This window comes from Microbacterium sp. (assembly GCF_036277215.1).
Classification (GTDB): domain Bacteria; phylum Actinomycetota; class Actinomycetes; order Actinomycetales; family Microbacteriaceae; genus Microbacterium.
This window is the reverse complement of sequence record NZ_DASUNI010000301.1, coordinates 1-14,707: the sequence shown is the minus strand read 5'-3', so window position 1 is coordinate 14,707 and position 14,707 is coordinate 1. Positions and strand designations below refer to the sequence as shown.

The window sequence follows — 14,707 nt, the reverse complement described above, 5'->3', positions numbered from 1 at the left end:
GATCGTGGCGGCCGAATCGGTCGTCGGCGTAAAAGTCGGCGACCTCCTTGATGCACTCGCGCTCGTCGAAATGGCACCCGACGTGTTCCTGCGCACCACCACGCCCTGGGGCGAGCCCAAGGTCGCGTTCCGCATGGCGGGCATCGACGACGACCATCTGGCCGAGCTCGTCACCGAGGCGTGGCGCGTCCAGGCTCCGAAGTACCTGCGGCGCGAACTCGATGACGCCGGCGCCGCGGACGCAGGCCGTCCGTAGACGGGCTGCGACTTTTCCCAGCTTCGACAGGGTCAGCTGGCGTTGGCCTGCAGCCAGGCCCACGGGTCGACGACGCCCCCGTTGATGTGGACCTCGAAGTGCACGTGGCAAGCGGTCGAGCTTCCGGTCGAGCCGACGAAACCGATCAGCTGACCTGCCTCGACGTACTGCCCGGCGGAAACCTGGCGACTCCCGTAGGTCATGTGCCCGTACAGGGTGTTGACCGACTGTCCGCCCAGCTGATGGTCGATGGACACGGCGACCCCGTAGCCGCCGTAGCTCTCCTGCGAGACGCTGACGTTGCCCGCCGCGGCGGAGTAGAGCGGCTCACCGCAGGACGCGAGCAGGTCGACGCCCTGGTGGTAGCCGGAATCCCACAGGCCGCGGCCGAGGGTGAAGTTCAGGATCGGCCAGCGCACCTCGCCGCTCCCCGGTGATACGAGGGCCATGTTCAGCGGGAGGCCGGCCGACACGTTCGTCGTCTGGCGCGCTCGCTCCGCCGCTGCCTCCGCGGCTGCGGCAGCAGCGGCGGCAGCCGCCGCAGCGGCCGCTGCGGCCGCCTCTTCTGCCTTCTTCTTCGCGATCTCGTCCGGCGTCGTCGCCGAGTAGCTGTCCCGCGTCAGATCAGCGCTCGTGGAGTCGGAGCTCACCAGCAGCGACTGGGCGTCGTCGGCAGCGACCTGCTGGAGTGTGACGGCATCCTCGGTGGGCCGCCAGGCGCCGTAGGCGGGCAGGGCGACCGTCGCGATCAGGCCGCCGACCATCGTCAGCACGACCAGACTCCGCAGCGGTTTGGCCTTCCGCCGTGCGGACGGTGCCGACGGCGCACGGCTCGACCGGATGACGTCGGTCCGTGAGGCGACAGCCGTTCCACGCTTGACCAGGGGTGGGGGGGAGGTTCGTTCGCGGGCGTCACGGCGAGTCACACGTGTCTCGTCGCTTCGGGGGTTGCGCGCGAGCGAATCGTAGTCTTCAGCCAAAAGCTCCTCCGGCACCTCCGCGCCGAGGCACTGGCTCGTCAGCATTCGTGTCGGGGCACGGTCTGCCGTTCAACCACGCGGACGACGAGCCTGAGAGGCGATCCGCGCGGAGTCCGACGGCGGGTCTTCCGCCTGTGGACCCTCTCAAGCTACCCGTATGTAACGAATCTGTCACGGTGCCAACCTGGCAGAGTCCTGGACGCGGCGACCTCACCGGTCTTGTCGGAGCCCTCGCGTCCGTGGTTTCGTGTCGGCATGAACATCGTGGATTCCGCAGACGGCACGTCGATCGCTTACGAGCAGGTGGGGGAGGGACCGGTCGTCGTCATCATCGGAGGCGCTCTCTCGACGGCATCCGACGCGGCAGCACTCGCGGCAGGCCTTGCCGACGAGGGGTTTCGAGCGGTCACGTGGGATCGCCGAGCTCGGGGCTCCAGCGGCGACGCGCGGGGATCGACTCCGCAGCGCGAGGTCGACGACCTCGCAGCCGTGATCGACGCGGTCGGCGGGAACGCCACCGTCCTGGGTCACTCCTCGGGATCCATCCTCGCGCTCTACGCAGCGTCGCGCGGCGTGCCGATCGAAGCGCTGTTCCTGTCCGAGCCTCCGTTCCGCTTCGGCGTGGATGAGCCCGCGGACGATCTCGCCGAGAGGCTGCAGGGTCTGGTCGATCAAGGCGACGCCGCGCAAGCGGTGGTGACGTTCCAGTTGGAAGGCGTCGGCCTGCCCAAGGAGATGGTCGATCAGATCCGGGCGAGCGATCAGTTCGAGCGACTCGTGCCGCTCGGACAGTCGACCGTTTACGACACGCTCCTGGCCCGGGAGGTCTCCACGCCGACCCCCGAAATGCTGACCGTGCCGCAGCCGGTGACCGTGCTGCGCGGGGAACAGACCTTTCCCGTGCTCGTGACGGCGGCCGATCGGCTCGTCGAAGCGATCGATCACGCTGAACTCGTGATCGTGCCCGAATCGGTCATGCACCGCCCCGATCCGGCGGCGACCGCGCGAGTCGTGCGCGAGCGCGCGAGCTGACCGCACACCCGGGTCGCAGCGGCCCGTGCGCGGTTGCGCCTCAGCCGCCTCGACGCGGCTCGCCCGTCGCCATAATGGACCCGTGCGGCAGCGCATTGGTCACGTGATCACGACCGATGGTACGGATCTCGCGTACTCCTCGGTCGGAGACGGTCGCCCGGTGCTGTACGTGAGCGGCTGGCTCAGTCATCTGCAGCTCAGCTGGGACCAGCCGCAGGAGCGGAGCTTCTACGAGAGTCTCGCGACAGGCTGCCGGCTCGTGCGCTACGACCGTGCCGGATGCGGGTTGTCGGCAGCATCCGATCGAGCGCCGTCCCTGGAGTTCGAACTGGAGCAGCTTGCCGCGGTCGCGGGGACGCTCGGTTGCGAGCACTTCGACGTGGTCGGCACTTCGATGGGTGCGCTCGTCGCGGTGGCGTGGGCTGCGGCGCATCCCGAGACCGTTCGGCGACTCGTGCTCTACGGCGGCTGGGTGTCCGGCGCTGACATCTCGCCGCCCAGCGCGCGCGATCACGTCCTCGCGCTGGTGGAGGCGCACTGGGGCCTGGGCTCGGACGTGCTGACCGAGATCTTCGCCCCCGACGCTTCCGGGTCGGCGCGGAAGGACTTCGGTCGCTACCAGAGGGCCAGCTCGACCGCGGCCACCGCCCGGGCGCTGCTGGCGCTGAGCTACACGCTCGATGTCAGGGATATGCTCGCGCGCGTGCGCGCGCCGGCGCTCGTGGTGCATCGGGCACAAGACCGCGCGGCCCCCGTCGCGCAGGCAGAGTCGCTCGCCGAAGGCATCCCGGGAGCGCACCTCGTGGTGCTGCCGGGGCGGTCGCACCTGCCGTATGCCGGCGATGCGGATGCCGTCGTTGCACCGATCCGCCGATTCCTCGGCCTGCGCAGCCTGCCGCGGTCGCCACGGGCGCTGACGCCTCGGCAGACCGAAGTCGCGGCGCTGGTCAGCGAAGGGCGCACAAACCGCGAAATCGCCGCGCGGCTCGGCATCGACGAGCGGTCCGCTGAGGGCCATGTCGAGCGGATCCGGCTGCGCCTCGGCTTCAGCACCCGGGCTCAGATTGCGGCGTGGTACGCCTCCCGCGAGAGCGACCCGGCGGAGTGAAGTGAGGTAGTTCCACGCCTGAAATACGGGGAGCAGGCCTCCATCCTGGTGTCATCGACCACCCACACGCCGCTGGAGCAGACATGAGCGAGACGACGATCCTCACCCCGCCCGAGACCGGATTCGAACAGCATGCTTTCCGAGGTCGCTTCAACGCGGCGTTCTTCCGCGTGATGGACCCGTACATGGAGCACACCCTCCATCCGCGCAAGCAGCGGATCTTCGCGGAGCTTCCGCCCGAGGTCGTCGAGATCGGGCCCGGTGTCGGGGCCAACCTCCGGTACCTGCCCGTCGGCGGCACTCTCGTCGCCATCGAGCCGAACCGCCACATGCACGCCCTGTTGCAAGATGCCGCGCACCGGCGAGGGGTGCAGCTCGACCTGCGCGAGCGCATGGCCGAAGCGACCGGCCTGCCCGATGACAGCGTCGAATGCGTGATCTCGTCGCTGGTGCTCTGCTCGGTGCAGGATCCGGGTGCCGTGCTCGCGGAAGTCCGGCGCATCCTGCGCCCGGGCGGGACATTCCGATTCCTGGAGCACGTCGTGGCCGAGGACGGCACACCGACGCGCACCGCGCAGCGCATCCTCCGCCGTCCGTGGGCCTGGACTTTCGAAGGCTGCTCGTGCGAACGCGACCTCGAGACGGCTGTGCGCGCCGCGGGGTTCCAGAGCGTCGCAGTGGAGCGCTACCGCCTCCACTCCCCATTCCTCCCGTTCAACACCCACATCGCGGGCACCGCGCGGGCGTAGGGAGGCATGGCTACGCTCGGGATATGGACGAGGGATTTGTCTGGCGTGCAGCCGAGGTCACCTTTCCGGACTGGAACGGCACGGCGCAGCTCAATCAGTGGCGGTCGACCGACCTGGCGGAGCTCGCCGGGTTGGACAGTGAGAAGTGGCTGATCGTCGGGTTCGAGATCGGCGGCGGCGAGCGAGGTCACCACCTCCGGGTGGTCGCGATGCAGCGGGACCTGATTCCCGAAGCCGCCGACGTGTTCCCCAAGATCGCCGCGGAAAACGGCGGAGTGATCCCCGCAACCGAATTCATCGTCCACGACGTCGAGCCGTACGACGTCCTGCAGGCGCTCTCCCACAACTTCCAGTTGCGGATGCGAGCGCGAGGCACCAGAGACCTGCCGATCTGGATCGAGTCCCAGGTCGAGGGTCCGGAACAGCCGTTGGTCTAGAGGCGCTCACTCGGCGGGGTGGGCAGCGGTCTTCGCCGCCAGCGCGGCGGCCCTGCGGATGCCGCGCTGCGAGCGGGGGAACCCGTCCACCATCGCCCTGAGCTCTGCCGCGCCGACGTCGGCGCCGAACGGGTCGGTGCCGGGCTCCAATCTGACCCCGTCGGCGAGTGTCCCGACGGCGACCGGATCGAAGCCGAGATCGTCGACCAGGCGGGCGACGATGGCCAGGTCGTCGACGTCGTCTCCGGCGATTCCGATGGCCTTTCGCGCGGCGTGACCGGACGGGCGCGCCTCGTCTGCGAGGTCGGCGTAGCCCATGTGGTTGAAGGCCTTCACGACACGTGACCTCGGCAGGTGATCGCGCACGAACTCGCTGCTCGAGGTCAGCGGATCGGTGAATTCGGCGGGGAATCCGTCGACCTCCCACCAGTAGTTCGTGGCGTCGATCACGAGTTTGCCGGCCAAGGCGTCCGCGGGAAGCGTTCGATACCTGCCCAGCGGCAGGGCGAGGATGACGATCTCGGCGCGTCTTGCCGCATCTCCGGCGGTGGTGGGCTCCACCGCCCCGGCGAGGTCGTCCACCGCGAGCGAGACTCGGCTCGGATCGCCGGATCCCGCGATGAACACCGGGTATCCGGCCCCGGCGGCGAGCCGCGCGAGGACCTTCCCGAGCCGGCCGGCACCGAGGATTCCGATCGCCGGCCTCGTGTCGGCTATGGTGCAAGCTCCTGATAGGGGGCGACGCGGACGATACCCGCTGCGGACGAGGCGAGGGCATCGTCGTCGGTGACGAGGGCGTCGGCTTGCAGGGATGCCACGGCGAGATATTCGGAAGCACCGACGTCGTCCCAGCCGAGTTCGGCGGCGATCTTCCAAGCGGTGGCTCGCGAGACTCGGTCTCCGAGCAATCGGACCTTCATCGTCGCCACCGCCTCGAGCTGCCGGCGGCCGGCCGTTTCGGTGAGCTCGCCCGCACGCACGTCCCGGTACAGCAGAGACAGTGCCTGCGACCGCAGGAGCGACGGGGCGACGAGCTGGTGGCGGCGATCGGCGTCCGATCCGTCACGGATGAGGCGAAGGGCGATTACCGCATCGATGGCATAGCGCGTCATGCGTGAATCGTGGCACGGCTTGCCGACATCCCACACCTGTTCGGGATCCTTGTCTCCTCTCGCCGCACGCTGCGCGTGTCGGCGACGTGTAACGTCAGCCACACAGGGTCACCGTGGCTCTCAGAGGAGCACGACCATGGGTGAGAAGTCCACACGCAAAGAGGGCGGCAAGACAGCGCCGGCCAAGACCCTCAAAGAGAAGCGCACCGCGAAGGCCGACAAGAAGGCCGCGAACGATCGCGCTGCGAACACCGACGCCGTCACCAGGGTCAAGAACCGCTAGCGCCGTCGGGCGCCGAGCCATCGGCTCAGCCCTGGTCGGCCGGCGCGACTGCGCAACGCGCCGACCAGGAGCGCCGCCACCGAATCCAGCGATGACACGTCCAGCGCACGGGTCGAGACGTCTGCGCCGGGCGCGAGGCATGACCGGGAGCGTGCCACGGCCTGAGGATCCTCCCCTCGCCCGGCAATACCCTTGCACCGTCCCGCGGGCGGTGGTGTGATCGCGTCGGCGCTCGGGCGTATCGTGCTGGCATGAGCGAGCAGGGCTGGCGGGCGTTCCTCGCCTCCGACGGCCTCGAGGATTGGGTCGTCACCCACGGCGGTGCGGCCGCGGTCTTCGCGGTCGGTTCGTCGCGTGCGGCGGCCGGTCTCGCGCGCGAGGTGGCGGCGCTGCCGGAGGCCCACCCGACGGACGTGATCCTGACGATCAGCGGCGACCGGCTGTCGGTGCGGCTGACGCGCGGCGTCTTCCGGATCGAAGCGCGGCACGTCGACCTGGCCCGGCAGATCTCAGCCATCGCGCGAGCGCGCGGTGCCGTCGCGGATCGGTCCGCCGTGCACGAGGTGCAGGTGGCGGTTGCCGCTGAGCCGGACGACGTGAACGTCGGATTCTGGCGAGCGGTGCTGGGGTACGAGCCGTTGGCCGAAGACAATGCCGTCCACCCGCTGGGGCAGAGCTCCACCGTCTGGATGCAACCGCTCGATGGCTCCAGAATCCGGCACGCAATGCATGTCGACGTATCGGTCGCGCGGGAGCACGCACAAGCGCGTGTGGACGCGGCCGTGGCGGCCGGTGGCCGAGTGGTCGTGGGCGACGAGGCCCCGGCGGCGTGGATCCTGGCCGATCGGGCGGGCAATCGGGTGTGCGTCGCCGCCTGGCCCGACGGCGCCGCCCCTGGCGAGCAGACATCTCTCGAGGCGACGGACGCATGAGCGAACAGGGCTGGCGGGATTTCCTCTCCTCCAGCGGTCTGGAGGATTGGGTCGTGCTGCACGGTGGCGCGACAGCGGTCTTCGAGACACGGTCGCTGGCCGATGCCGCGGAGCTGGCGGAGCGGGTGATCGCCCTTCCCGATGCGACCGATGCGGGCGTGGTGCTCACCATGACCGCGCGCCGACTCGGCATCCGATTGACGCGTGACATGTGGCAGCTCGAGGCGCTCCACGTCCGTCTCGCGCAGCAGATCTCCGCAGTCGCCCGGGCCTGCGGTGCGACACCGACTCGGGCGGCGGCATCTGAGGTCCAGCTTGCCGTCGCAGCCAAACCAGACCAGAGCGACGTCGGATTCTGGCGGGCGGTCCTCGGCTACGCGCCCGCCTCGGACGACAACGCCATCGACCCGTTGGGGCACGGCTCGACCGTCTGGATGCAGGGCCTCAGCGACGAGAAGGATCTGGGGCATGCCATGCACATCGACGTGTCGGTGCCGCGCGAACAGGCCGAGGCCCGCGTTTCGGCGGCGCTCGGTGCGGGCGGTCGAGTCATCGTCGACGACGAAGCACCGGCATCCTGGATCCTGTCGGATGCCGCGGGCAACCGGGTCTGCATCGCGGCGTGGCCGGACGGCGCCGCTCGGCGCGGATGACGGCCATGACTGACGTGATCGTCGTCGGCGGCGGGCCGGCAGGCATGATGGTGGCCGGCGAACTGGCACTGGCGGACGTGGAGGTGACCGTCGTGGAGCGCCGCTCCACAGCAGATCTCGTGGGTTCCCGCGCGGGTGGTTTCCACGCGCGCACGATCGAGATTCTGGACTCCCGCGGGATCGCCGACCGCTTCCTCGCCGAAGGGCAGATCACGCAGACCGCCAGATTCGGTTCGACCACGCTGGACATCAGCGACTTTCCGACGCGGCATCCGTACGGCCTGGCTCTGTGGCAGAACCGGATCGAGCCGATCCTCCGGAACTGGATCGAAGCGCTCGGCGTCCAGGTCGAGCGCGGCCGAGACGTGACCGGCGTCGTCCAGGATGCGGAGGGCGTCGACGCCGAGTCGGCGGACGGTCGGACCATGCGGGCGAAGTATCTCGTCGGCGCGGACGGAGGTCGCAGTGTGGTCCGCAAGGCGGCCGGGATCGATTTTCCGGGATGGGATGCGACGCGCAGCAACCTGATCGCCGAGGTCGAAGTCACGCAGGATCCGCCATCGGGCATGCGCCAGGACGAGACCGGTGTGCATGGGCTGCATCCGATGCCCGGCGGACGGATGTACCGGGTGGTCACGACGGAACGGCAGATCGGGGGGTCGGAGGAACCGACTCTCGCTGATCTCAGCAGCGCACTCACCTCGGTCTTCGGAACCGACTTCGGCATCCACAGCCCGACGTGGATCTCGCGGTTCACCGATGCCACCCGGCAGGCCGCCGCGTACCGCAGCGGGCGAATCCTCCTCGCCGGCGACGCCGCGCACATCCACTATCCCGCCGGCGGGCAGGGGATCGGATTGGCGATCCAGGATGCCGTCAATCTGGGGTGGAAGCTCGCTCAGGCGGTGAAGGACATCTCGCCGCCCGCGCTGCTGGACACCTACCACGCCGAGCGTCACCCTGCTGGCGCGCGGGCGCTGCAGCTGTCGATGGCTCAGACGGTCCTGCAGCGGGCCGACCCGCGCACCGCCGCGCTGAGCGACGCCATCGACGACATCCTGATGACGCCCGCTGCTCGCACGAGGCTTGCCGCGCGAATCCACGGACTGGACATCGCGTATGACCTCGGAGGAGGGCACCCCCTGATCGGACGACGGATGCCGGACCTCGACCTGGACTCCGAAGCAGGTCCCACACGGGTCTACCAGCTGCTCCACGAGGCTCAACCGCTGCTGATCAACTTCGCCACTCCGCAGCGGATCGACATCTCGCCATGGGCGGACCGGGTGCGCATGGTGGACGCGGCATTCGCCGGCGCCTGGGACGTGCCGGCGCTTGGCGAAGTACCGTCGCCGACGGCGGTGCTCATCCGACCCGACGGTCACGTCGCCTGGGTCGAGAACGGAGCCGACGAACCGCTCGCCGATGCGCTGACGCGTTGGTTCGGACCGGCAACGGCGCCGTCACCGGACTCGGTTTAGACGCCACCACGACGATACGGATGCAACGATTCCGAGCGACAAGCTGAACAGCAGCAGTCCGAGGACCAGGCCGGCGAACAAAAGCGATCCCGCGCCATGCCGCAGCAGAAAGTCAAGCACTCGGAGGCGTCGGGTCGCCGTCCAGAGCGTCGAGCTGTCGAAGTGCGTCGTGCGCTCGTTCGAGGCGGTCCGACTGGGGCGAATCCCACCAGTACGGGCCGCGCTCGCCCAGCCCGTGTTTGGCGATGCCGACCAGCCGCCGGGCAGCGGCGACGGCCTCCGCGTCGTCGCTTCGCTTCGCTGCTCGCACTCCCGACCTACCGCGACCGAGGTGCGACTTCAGCCGCTCGACGACGTCATCCGGCAACGAGGGATCGGTACGCCGCCACCGGCGGCCGTTCACCACGAGCCATCGCTCGGCGTCCGTCGACGGGGTGGAAGGCTGCTCGTTCTGGGGCACATTCCGACGCTAGCCCCGGCGGGCTTATGCGGGCCGGAGGAGGAGCAAAAGCCGTTCCGGCACCGCACTCCGGCAATGGTGACGCGCGATGCGGGATTTTCCTCGTGCAATTCATGTGTAACGCGGCCAAAGCGTATTAGTGTCTGACTTGGCGCGGACCCGAATCCGCGCCCGTTGGAGTCGTTCCAACCCGCCCCCGAAGGCGGGTTCCCGAGGAACGCTCCATTCGCCACGCCAAGGGAGGCAAGAATGGCTACAAAAACTGTCGTCAGCGTCGTCGATGACATCGACGGTTCCGAAAGTGCCGAGACGGTGACATTCACGTATGGGGGAGTGACGTACGAAATCGACCTCGCGCCGAAGAATCGTGACGCGCTGGAGGCGGCACTGTCTCCGTTCATCGGCGCAGCGCACTCGACCAGCCGAGGAGGGAACCGGCGTTCCAAGGCGCAGAGCGACGAAGACGCAGCGGCGGTGCGCGCTTGGGCTGCCGAGAATGGAATCGAGATATCCGCCCGGGGTCGCATTCCTCGCAATGTGCGCGACCAATACACAAACCGGTGACGTCGCCCTCGCTGTAGGCATCGTTCGCGAGCGACGTTGTTCGCCGGCGCGATGATCGACATTCGCGCCCACGGGCGGCGGAACCGCGTTTCCCGGTTCAGGGCTTGATCGACCCGTCGGATGCGTTGCAGGCTGGGGCCCACGGGCGAGTACCGGGCGGTTTCGACGAACAGGCGGACTCCATGGCGAAGATCATCGTCAGCAGCATGGTGAGCATCGACGGTTACACCGAAGGCGCCGGAGGTGACGTGTCGCAGATGCCGATGGATCTCGCCTTCGCCGAGCACAACGCCGATCGAGTGCGTTCGGCCGGCCGCCTGCTCTTCGGAGCGACGACCTATCGGGGGATGGTGCAGTACTGGCCGAACCAGGTCGACAACCCCGACGCTATCCCCGAAGACCGCTACATCGCCTCGCGGTACGCAAGCGACCTCGGCATCACGGTGGTGTCGGACAGCCTCACTCGCGACGACATACCGATATGGATCGACCGCACCGAGATCGTGTCTCGCGCGAAATCGCATGATCACCTGGCGAAGCTGCGCGAGACGGAGAAAGACGACATCCTCGTCTTCGGCAGCCGCACCCTGTGGACCGACCTCCTCGCCGATGGACTCGTCGATGAGCTCCATCTGCTCATCGGCCCGAAAGTCGTGGGCGGAGACCATCGCGCATTCGCGGGACTCCCGCAGATCGACCTGACACTTCTCGGCGCGCGCACGTGGAAAAACTCGAGCACCGTCGTGTTGTCATACCGTCCGGAGAACGCCCCTGCCGGAACTTCCCGTGGAGAGGACTACAACTGATGGACTATTCACTCGAAGTCATCGGCATCCCGGTGTCGGATGTCGACGTCGCCGAGCGGCAGACAATACACCGCCCTATCCGCCGCCCCGGATCTTGAACGGAAGCCCCGGTGTGGGTTCGGCCGGCGAGCGGTCTGCATAAGGGACCCGGTCGTCCGCCGGTGGAAAAGCACCGCCCATGTAGATGCTCTCGCGATCGATCTTGTCGCCTCGGTAATGGTGGATGTCGACGAACGGCATCGACTCGGTGCCTTCGTAGCCGGCACGCCCCTCGATGATCCAGGTGTCGCCTTCTCCACGCACCGAGAGCAGCTCGAAATACGTCTCCAGCGGATACGCCGATCTCCACGGAATGAAATTCTCCTTGCCGACGAACCGCTCACCCGACTGCGGAAACTCCACGACCGCATCGTCGGTGTAGACCTCAGACGCTTCCGGTTCCGGACGGCTGAGATTCCAGATGAAGTTCTGCTTTGCGCCCTCGTAATCCACGGATGATCTCCTTTCGCGCCGATGTCGGAATCCTGCCACTGTGCGGTCCACCCAGCCAGGGCGGGTTGGGTGCGGATCGTGCCGGAAAGGCTTGTCCCCGGGTGTATTGCGAGGACCGTGGCGCGGCAGGAGAGTGGATGGCGCGGCAGGTCGGGCCCGCTGCCGCCTCACACATCGCGAAGGGAGCACGACGTTGCGCTTGACATCAACGGACTTCCAGGATGGCGGGGCGCTGGCAGCACGTCACGGGAAGAGGTTCGACAATCGGGTGCCGCAGCTGGCGTGCAGCGCAGTTCCGGCCGATGCGGGTTCGCTTGCTCTCTCACTTGTGGACACTCATCCGGTGGCGCGCGGGTACGTGCACTGGCTCGTCGATGGGATTCCTCCGGTGGACGGGGAGATCGCTGAAGACGGCGGCATCCGGGTGGGTCGGGAGTTGGAGGCCTACGCCGGCCCGTTTCCCCCGGCCGGCACGCACGACTACGTCTTCACGCTGTACGCGCTCGATCGATCCGCCCCGACCGCGCCGCCCAGAACCGGACTGGCGTCGTTCCTGCGGCTGATCGATGGTCACGTACTGGCAACCGCCACCCTCACCGGCACCTTCACCGAATCGTAGGGAGCCGCACGCCGATGACGATCGCAGCAATCGACGTCGCCCCTGACGAGAACTTCGAGGGCTATCTGCACGGCTCCCAGGTGAGCATCATCCGAGAGCACAACTCGCGGCCCGGATCCGGACCGAGACTGCACCGGCATCCGTACACCGAGACGTTCCTCATCCACGCGGGCCGTGCCCTGTTCACGGTCGGCGACGAACAGCTGGTCGGCGTCGGCGGGCAGGTTCTGGTCGTGCCGCAGCTGATCGCGCACCGGTTCGAGGTGCTCGACGACGGCACGTACACCGCGACGCACATCCACGCCAGCGATCGCTTCATCACCGAATGGCTGGAATGACGCAACGCGGATGCCGGGAGCCGGCACCGGTCACGTCCCGTGACCTGCGACGGGGATAAGGCTCTTCAGCCTGCGTAGCCGGCTGCGAGGCGGCAGAGCCCCTCATCGATCGACACCGTAGGCGACCAGGCGAGGGCGCGGCGGGTGTCGCGCTGGTCGAACCAGTGCGCCGTCGACAGCTGTTCCGCGAGGAAGCGGGTCATCGGCGGCTCGTCCGTTCCCGGCTTGATCGCCCACACCCTTTCGATCGCGGACCCGGCCGTGCGACCGAGCCAGGCTGGGATGCTGCGGCGCGGCGGTGGTACGCCCGCTGCGAGGCAGATGCCTGCGAGCAGGTCGCCGACCGGCCGGGGCTCGCCGTTGGTGAGCACGTACGCCCTGCCGTGGGCCTCCGGAGCGCGGGCGAGCGCCGCCGCGATCCCGGTTGCGGCGTTGTCGACGTAGGTCGAGTCGATCAGAGCCGTCCCGCCGTTGAGCAGCGGCAGCCGGCCGCGCCGCGCGCGCTCCACGATGCGGGCGACCAACTGCGTGTCGCCCGGCCCCCAGACGAGGTGCGGACGGACCGCCACGACGGGCATCGCGGCCGAATCCCGCGCGAGGGCGACGAGCTCGGCCTCGGCCTTGGTGCGGGCATAGTCTCCGCGGGCGCGTAACGGGTCAGCCGGCTCGGCGCCGACGCCCGCGAGCGCGGACCCGGCGTACGCGACCGAGGGCGACGAGACCTGCACGAACCGGGTGACGCCGGCGCGCTCGGCCGCGCCGAGCACCGATCGGGTTCCGTCGACGTTGACCCGGCGGAATTCATCGGGCGCGCCGGTGAGGGAGACCTTGGCGGCCAGGTGCACGACGCCTTCCGCGCCCTCGATCGCCCGCTCGATGGACGGCGGATCCGTGATCGACCCCAGGATGTCGGTCGCCCCCGCGACTGCCGAGGGCCGCCGTTGCAGGGTGCGCACCTCGTGGCCGGCAGAGACGAGCTCAGCTGCGACGGCACGGCCGAGGAATCCGGACGCCCCGGTGACGAGTACGATCACGGCGCGACGGGCTTCCGGCCGTCGAGGATGCGCTCGGCCCACCTGGACAGCCGCGACCGGTCGATCTTCGAATTGTGGCGGATGTCGGTTGGCAGCCGCGGCACGGCGAGCACGGCAACGAGCGGGATGCTCGTGCTCTTCCGCACAGCCCGGGCAAGTCGCGGATCCGCAAGGTCGGCGCGCGCGGTCGGCGGCAGCGTTTCGACGACGGCCACGGCTTGACGCAGTCCGTGGGGGCCGATTCCGACGACGGCGGCTCGGCGCACCGCAGCGATGCGCTCGACCTGCTGCTCCGGGCCGACCGGGGCGATCGGTCCATCGGCGGCGACGATGAGGTGCGGCATCCGCCCTTCGATCCACAGGCGTCCGAGTACGTCCAGATGACCGACATCTCCGGTGCGGTGCCACCGTGTCCGCGATGCGGAGCCGTCGGCGGCGGCGATGCCCTGCGTGTCCCGCACGGCCTCCCGGTCGGTCAGCCACAGTCGGTCGTAGTGGTCCTTGAGGTGGGGCGCCGACACGACGATCTCGCCGAGGACTCCAGGCTCCGCGCTCGGTGCGCCGGTCGCGCGGCCTTCGGCGTCGAGCGCGCTCACGAGCACGCGGTTGGAGCCGATCGGCAACCCGACGCACACGCCCGCATCGGGTTCGTCAGCGGCGTCGTGGACACCGTCGAGCGTCACGTCCGTCACCAGCAGGCACTCGGTCATCCCGTACGGGGTGTGCGGTGTGGCATTCGGCATGAGCTGCGCAGCCGACTCGAGCAGGCGCGCGCTGATCGGGGCGCCGGTGGACAGGAATGTGCGCACTCGAGCGAGCGCGGCGCGGTCGTCGGGGGTGAGCGCATCGGCGGTGGCGACGACGTTGAGGATCGCGGCGGGGGAGAGGAACACGATGCGTGCGTCCGATTCGCGCACCGCGGCGGCCACCGCGGTCGCGGTGAGCGTCCGCGGCGACGACACGTCCATGTCGGGCGTCACCGAGCGGGTGCCGAGTGCCGGACCGAGCAGGGCGAACGGTGCGAATCCGGTGACGAGCCCGGTGTCTCGGGTCACGTCGAAGTGCGCGGCCAGCACATCGCGGAGCGCGGCGAGCTGTCCGTGCGTGTAGGCCACGCCCTTGGCCGGCCCGGTGGATCCGGAGGTGAACAGGATCGCGGCATCGTCGTCGGCTCCGGGCGGGGTCGGGAGCGTCACGCTCGCACTGGTGTCCAGAATCTCGCTGAGGCTGTGGGAGACACCCAGCGCCGCGGCTGCCGCTCGGGGTAGCCGCGCCGCCGAGATGCGCACGCCGGGCCAGCGCAGGGCGCGCGCGGCGGCCAGCCCCAGAGTCTCGCCGATGATGAAGTCCGGCCACGACCCGCGGACGGCG

At 69.0% G+C, this 14,707-nt stretch carries 19 protein-coding genes and 1 pseudogene; 13 read left to right on the top strand and 7 right to left on the bottom strand.

What is annotated here, in order from left to right:
• A pseudogene (locus tag VFX99_RS14710) lies at positions 1-256 on the top strand (hypothetical protein); the annotation flags it as partial.
• Positions 257-288: 32 nt separating this feature from the next.
• On the opposite strand, the gene VFX99_RS14705 reads toward VFX99_RS14710, so the two are convergent.
• Positions 289-1,020: a M23 family metallopeptidase gene (locus VFX99_RS14705; RefSeq protein ID WP_329667041.1), complete on the bottom strand. Its 732-nt coding sequence runs from the start codon at positions 1,018-1,020 to the stop codon at positions 289-291.
• Positions 1,021-1,491: 471 nt separating this feature from the next.
• On the opposite strand from VFX99_RS14705, the gene VFX99_RS14700 reads away from it, so the two are divergent.
• The 4 genes from VFX99_RS14700 (at position 1,492) to VFX99_RS14685 (ending at position 4,562) form a co-directional block, all read left to right on the top strand.
• Complete coding sequence (locus VFX99_RS14700; RefSeq protein ID WP_329667038.1) at positions 1,492-2,268, top strand: alpha/beta hydrolase; 777 nt, start codon at positions 1,492-1,494, stop codon at positions 2,266-2,268.
• Between the two features lie 82 nt (positions 2,269-2,350).
• Positions 2,351-3,376 (top strand): alpha/beta fold hydrolase, encoded by a 1,026-nt coding sequence (locus VFX99_RS14695; protein ID WP_329667037.1) that lies wholly within the window; start codon positions 2,351-2,353, stop codon positions 3,374-3,376.
• An 83-nt stretch (positions 3,377-3,459) separates the two neighbouring features.
• On the top strand, positions 3,460-4,125 hold the full coding sequence (locus VFX99_RS14690; RefSeq protein ID WP_329667036.1) for a class I SAM-dependent methyltransferase: 666 nt from the start codon (positions 3,460-3,462) through the stop codon (positions 4,123-4,125).
• A gap of 23 nt (positions 4,126-4,148) precedes the next feature.
• Entirely contained in the window at positions 4,149-4,562 is a 414-nt protein-coding gene (locus VFX99_RS14685; RefSeq protein ID WP_329667035.1) for a hypothetical protein, read from the top strand.
• 6 nt (positions 4,563-4,568) lie between these two features.
• Here VFX99_RS14685 and VFX99_RS14680 read toward each other — a convergent pair whose 3' ends face one another.
• Both VFX99_RS14680 and VFX99_RS14675 read right to left on the bottom strand, forming a co-directional pair.
• Complete coding sequence (locus tag VFX99_RS14680) at positions 4,569-5,252, bottom strand: NADPH-dependent F420 reductase (RefSeq protein ID WP_329667040.1); 684 nt, start codon at positions 5,250-5,252, stop codon at positions 4,569-4,571.
• A gap of 23 nt (positions 5,253-5,275) precedes the next feature.
• Positions 5,276-5,674 carry a hypothetical protein gene (locus tag VFX99_RS14675; protein ID WP_329667034.1) on the bottom strand — a complete coding sequence of 133 codons (399 nt, stop codon included), beginning with the start codon at positions 5,672-5,674 and terminating at the stop codon, positions 5,276-5,278.
• A 136-nt stretch (positions 5,675-5,810) separates the two neighbouring features.
• Between VFX99_RS14675 and VFX99_RS14670 the strand changes: the two genes are divergently transcribed.
• The 4 genes from VFX99_RS14670 to VFX99_RS14655 all read left to right on the top strand — a co-directional run bounded on the left by VFX99_RS14670 (position 5,811) and on the right by VFX99_RS14655 (position 9,023).
• Entirely contained in the window at positions 5,811-5,957 is a 147-nt protein-coding gene (locus VFX99_RS14670) for a hypothetical protein (RefSeq protein ID WP_329667033.1), read from the top strand.
• Positions 5,958-6,208: 251 nt separating this feature from the next.
• Positions 6,209-6,889 (top strand): VOC family protein, encoded by a 681-nt coding sequence (locus VFX99_RS14665; protein WP_329667032.1) that lies wholly within the window; start codon positions 6,209-6,211, stop codon positions 6,887-6,889.
• The gene (locus VFX99_RS14660; RefSeq protein WP_329667031.1) at positions 6,886-7,542 is read left to right on the top strand and encodes a VOC family protein; all 657 of its coding nucleotides are present in this window, start codon (positions 6,886-6,888) and stop codon (positions 7,540-7,542) included. The genes VFX99_RS14665 and VFX99_RS14660 overlap by 4 nt, the downstream gene beginning before the upstream one ends.
• 5 nt (positions 7,543-7,547) lie before the next feature.
• Positions 7,548-9,023, top strand: coding sequence for an FAD-dependent monooxygenase (locus VFX99_RS14655; protein ID WP_329667030.1), 1,476 nt, complete (start codon positions 7,548-7,550; stop codon positions 9,021-9,023).
• A 112-nt stretch (positions 9,024-9,135) separates the two neighbouring features.
• On the opposite strand, the gene VFX99_RS14650 is transcribed toward VFX99_RS14655, so the two are convergent.
• A complete protein-coding gene (locus VFX99_RS14650) occupies positions 9,136-9,483 on the bottom strand; it encodes a biopolymer transporter Tol (RefSeq protein ID WP_329667029.1) in 348 nt (115 codons plus the stop codon).
• Between the two features lie 249 nt (positions 9,484-9,732).
• On the opposite strand from VFX99_RS14650, the gene VFX99_RS14645 reads away from it, so the two are divergent.
• Together VFX99_RS14645 and VFX99_RS14640 are read left to right on the top strand one after the other, a co-directional pair.
• Positions 9,733-10,047 (top strand): Lsr2 family protein, encoded by a 315-nt coding sequence (locus VFX99_RS14645; protein ID WP_329667039.1) that lies wholly within the window; start codon positions 9,733-9,735, stop codon positions 10,045-10,047.
• 182 nt (positions 10,048-10,229) lie between these two features.
• A complete protein-coding gene (locus VFX99_RS14640; protein ID WP_329667028.1) occupies positions 10,230-10,853 on the top strand; it encodes a dihydrofolate reductase family protein in 624 nt (207 codons plus the stop codon).
• A gap of 75 nt (positions 10,854-10,928) precedes the next feature.
• On the opposite strand, the gene VFX99_RS14635 is transcribed toward VFX99_RS14640, so the two are convergent.
• Complete coding sequence (locus VFX99_RS14635; RefSeq protein ID WP_329667027.1) at positions 10,929-11,345, bottom strand: nuclear transport factor 2 family protein; 417 nt, start codon at positions 11,343-11,345, stop codon at positions 10,929-10,931.
• Between the two features lie 40 nt (positions 11,346-11,385).
• On the opposite strand from VFX99_RS14635, the gene VFX99_RS14630 reads away from it, so the two are divergent.
• Together VFX99_RS14630 and VFX99_RS14625 are read left to right on the top strand one after the other, a co-directional pair.
• On the top strand, positions 11,386-11,964 hold the full coding sequence (locus VFX99_RS14630; RefSeq protein ID WP_329667026.1) for a YbhB/YbcL family Raf kinase inhibitor-like protein: 579 nt from the start codon (positions 11,386-11,388) through the stop codon (positions 11,962-11,964).
• A 14-nt stretch (positions 11,965-11,978) separates the two neighbouring features.
• Complete coding sequence (locus VFX99_RS14625) at positions 11,979-12,302, top strand: cupin domain-containing protein (RefSeq protein WP_329667025.1); 324 nt, start codon at positions 11,979-11,981, stop codon at positions 12,300-12,302.
• Between the two features lie 65 nt (positions 12,303-12,367).
• Here the strand turns inward: VFX99_RS14625 and VFX99_RS14620 are convergent, their stop codons facing one another.
• On the bottom strand, positions 12,368-13,336 hold the full coding sequence (locus VFX99_RS14620) for an NAD-dependent epimerase/dehydratase family protein (RefSeq protein WP_329667024.1): 969 nt from the start codon (positions 13,334-13,336) through the stop codon (positions 12,368-12,370).
• Positions 13,333-14,707, bottom strand: a 1,375-nt coding sequence (locus VFX99_RS14615; protein ID WP_329667023.1) for an AMP-binding protein, incomplete at its 5' end; no start/stop codon positions are given. The genes VFX99_RS14620 and VFX99_RS14615, both read right to left, overlap by 4 nt.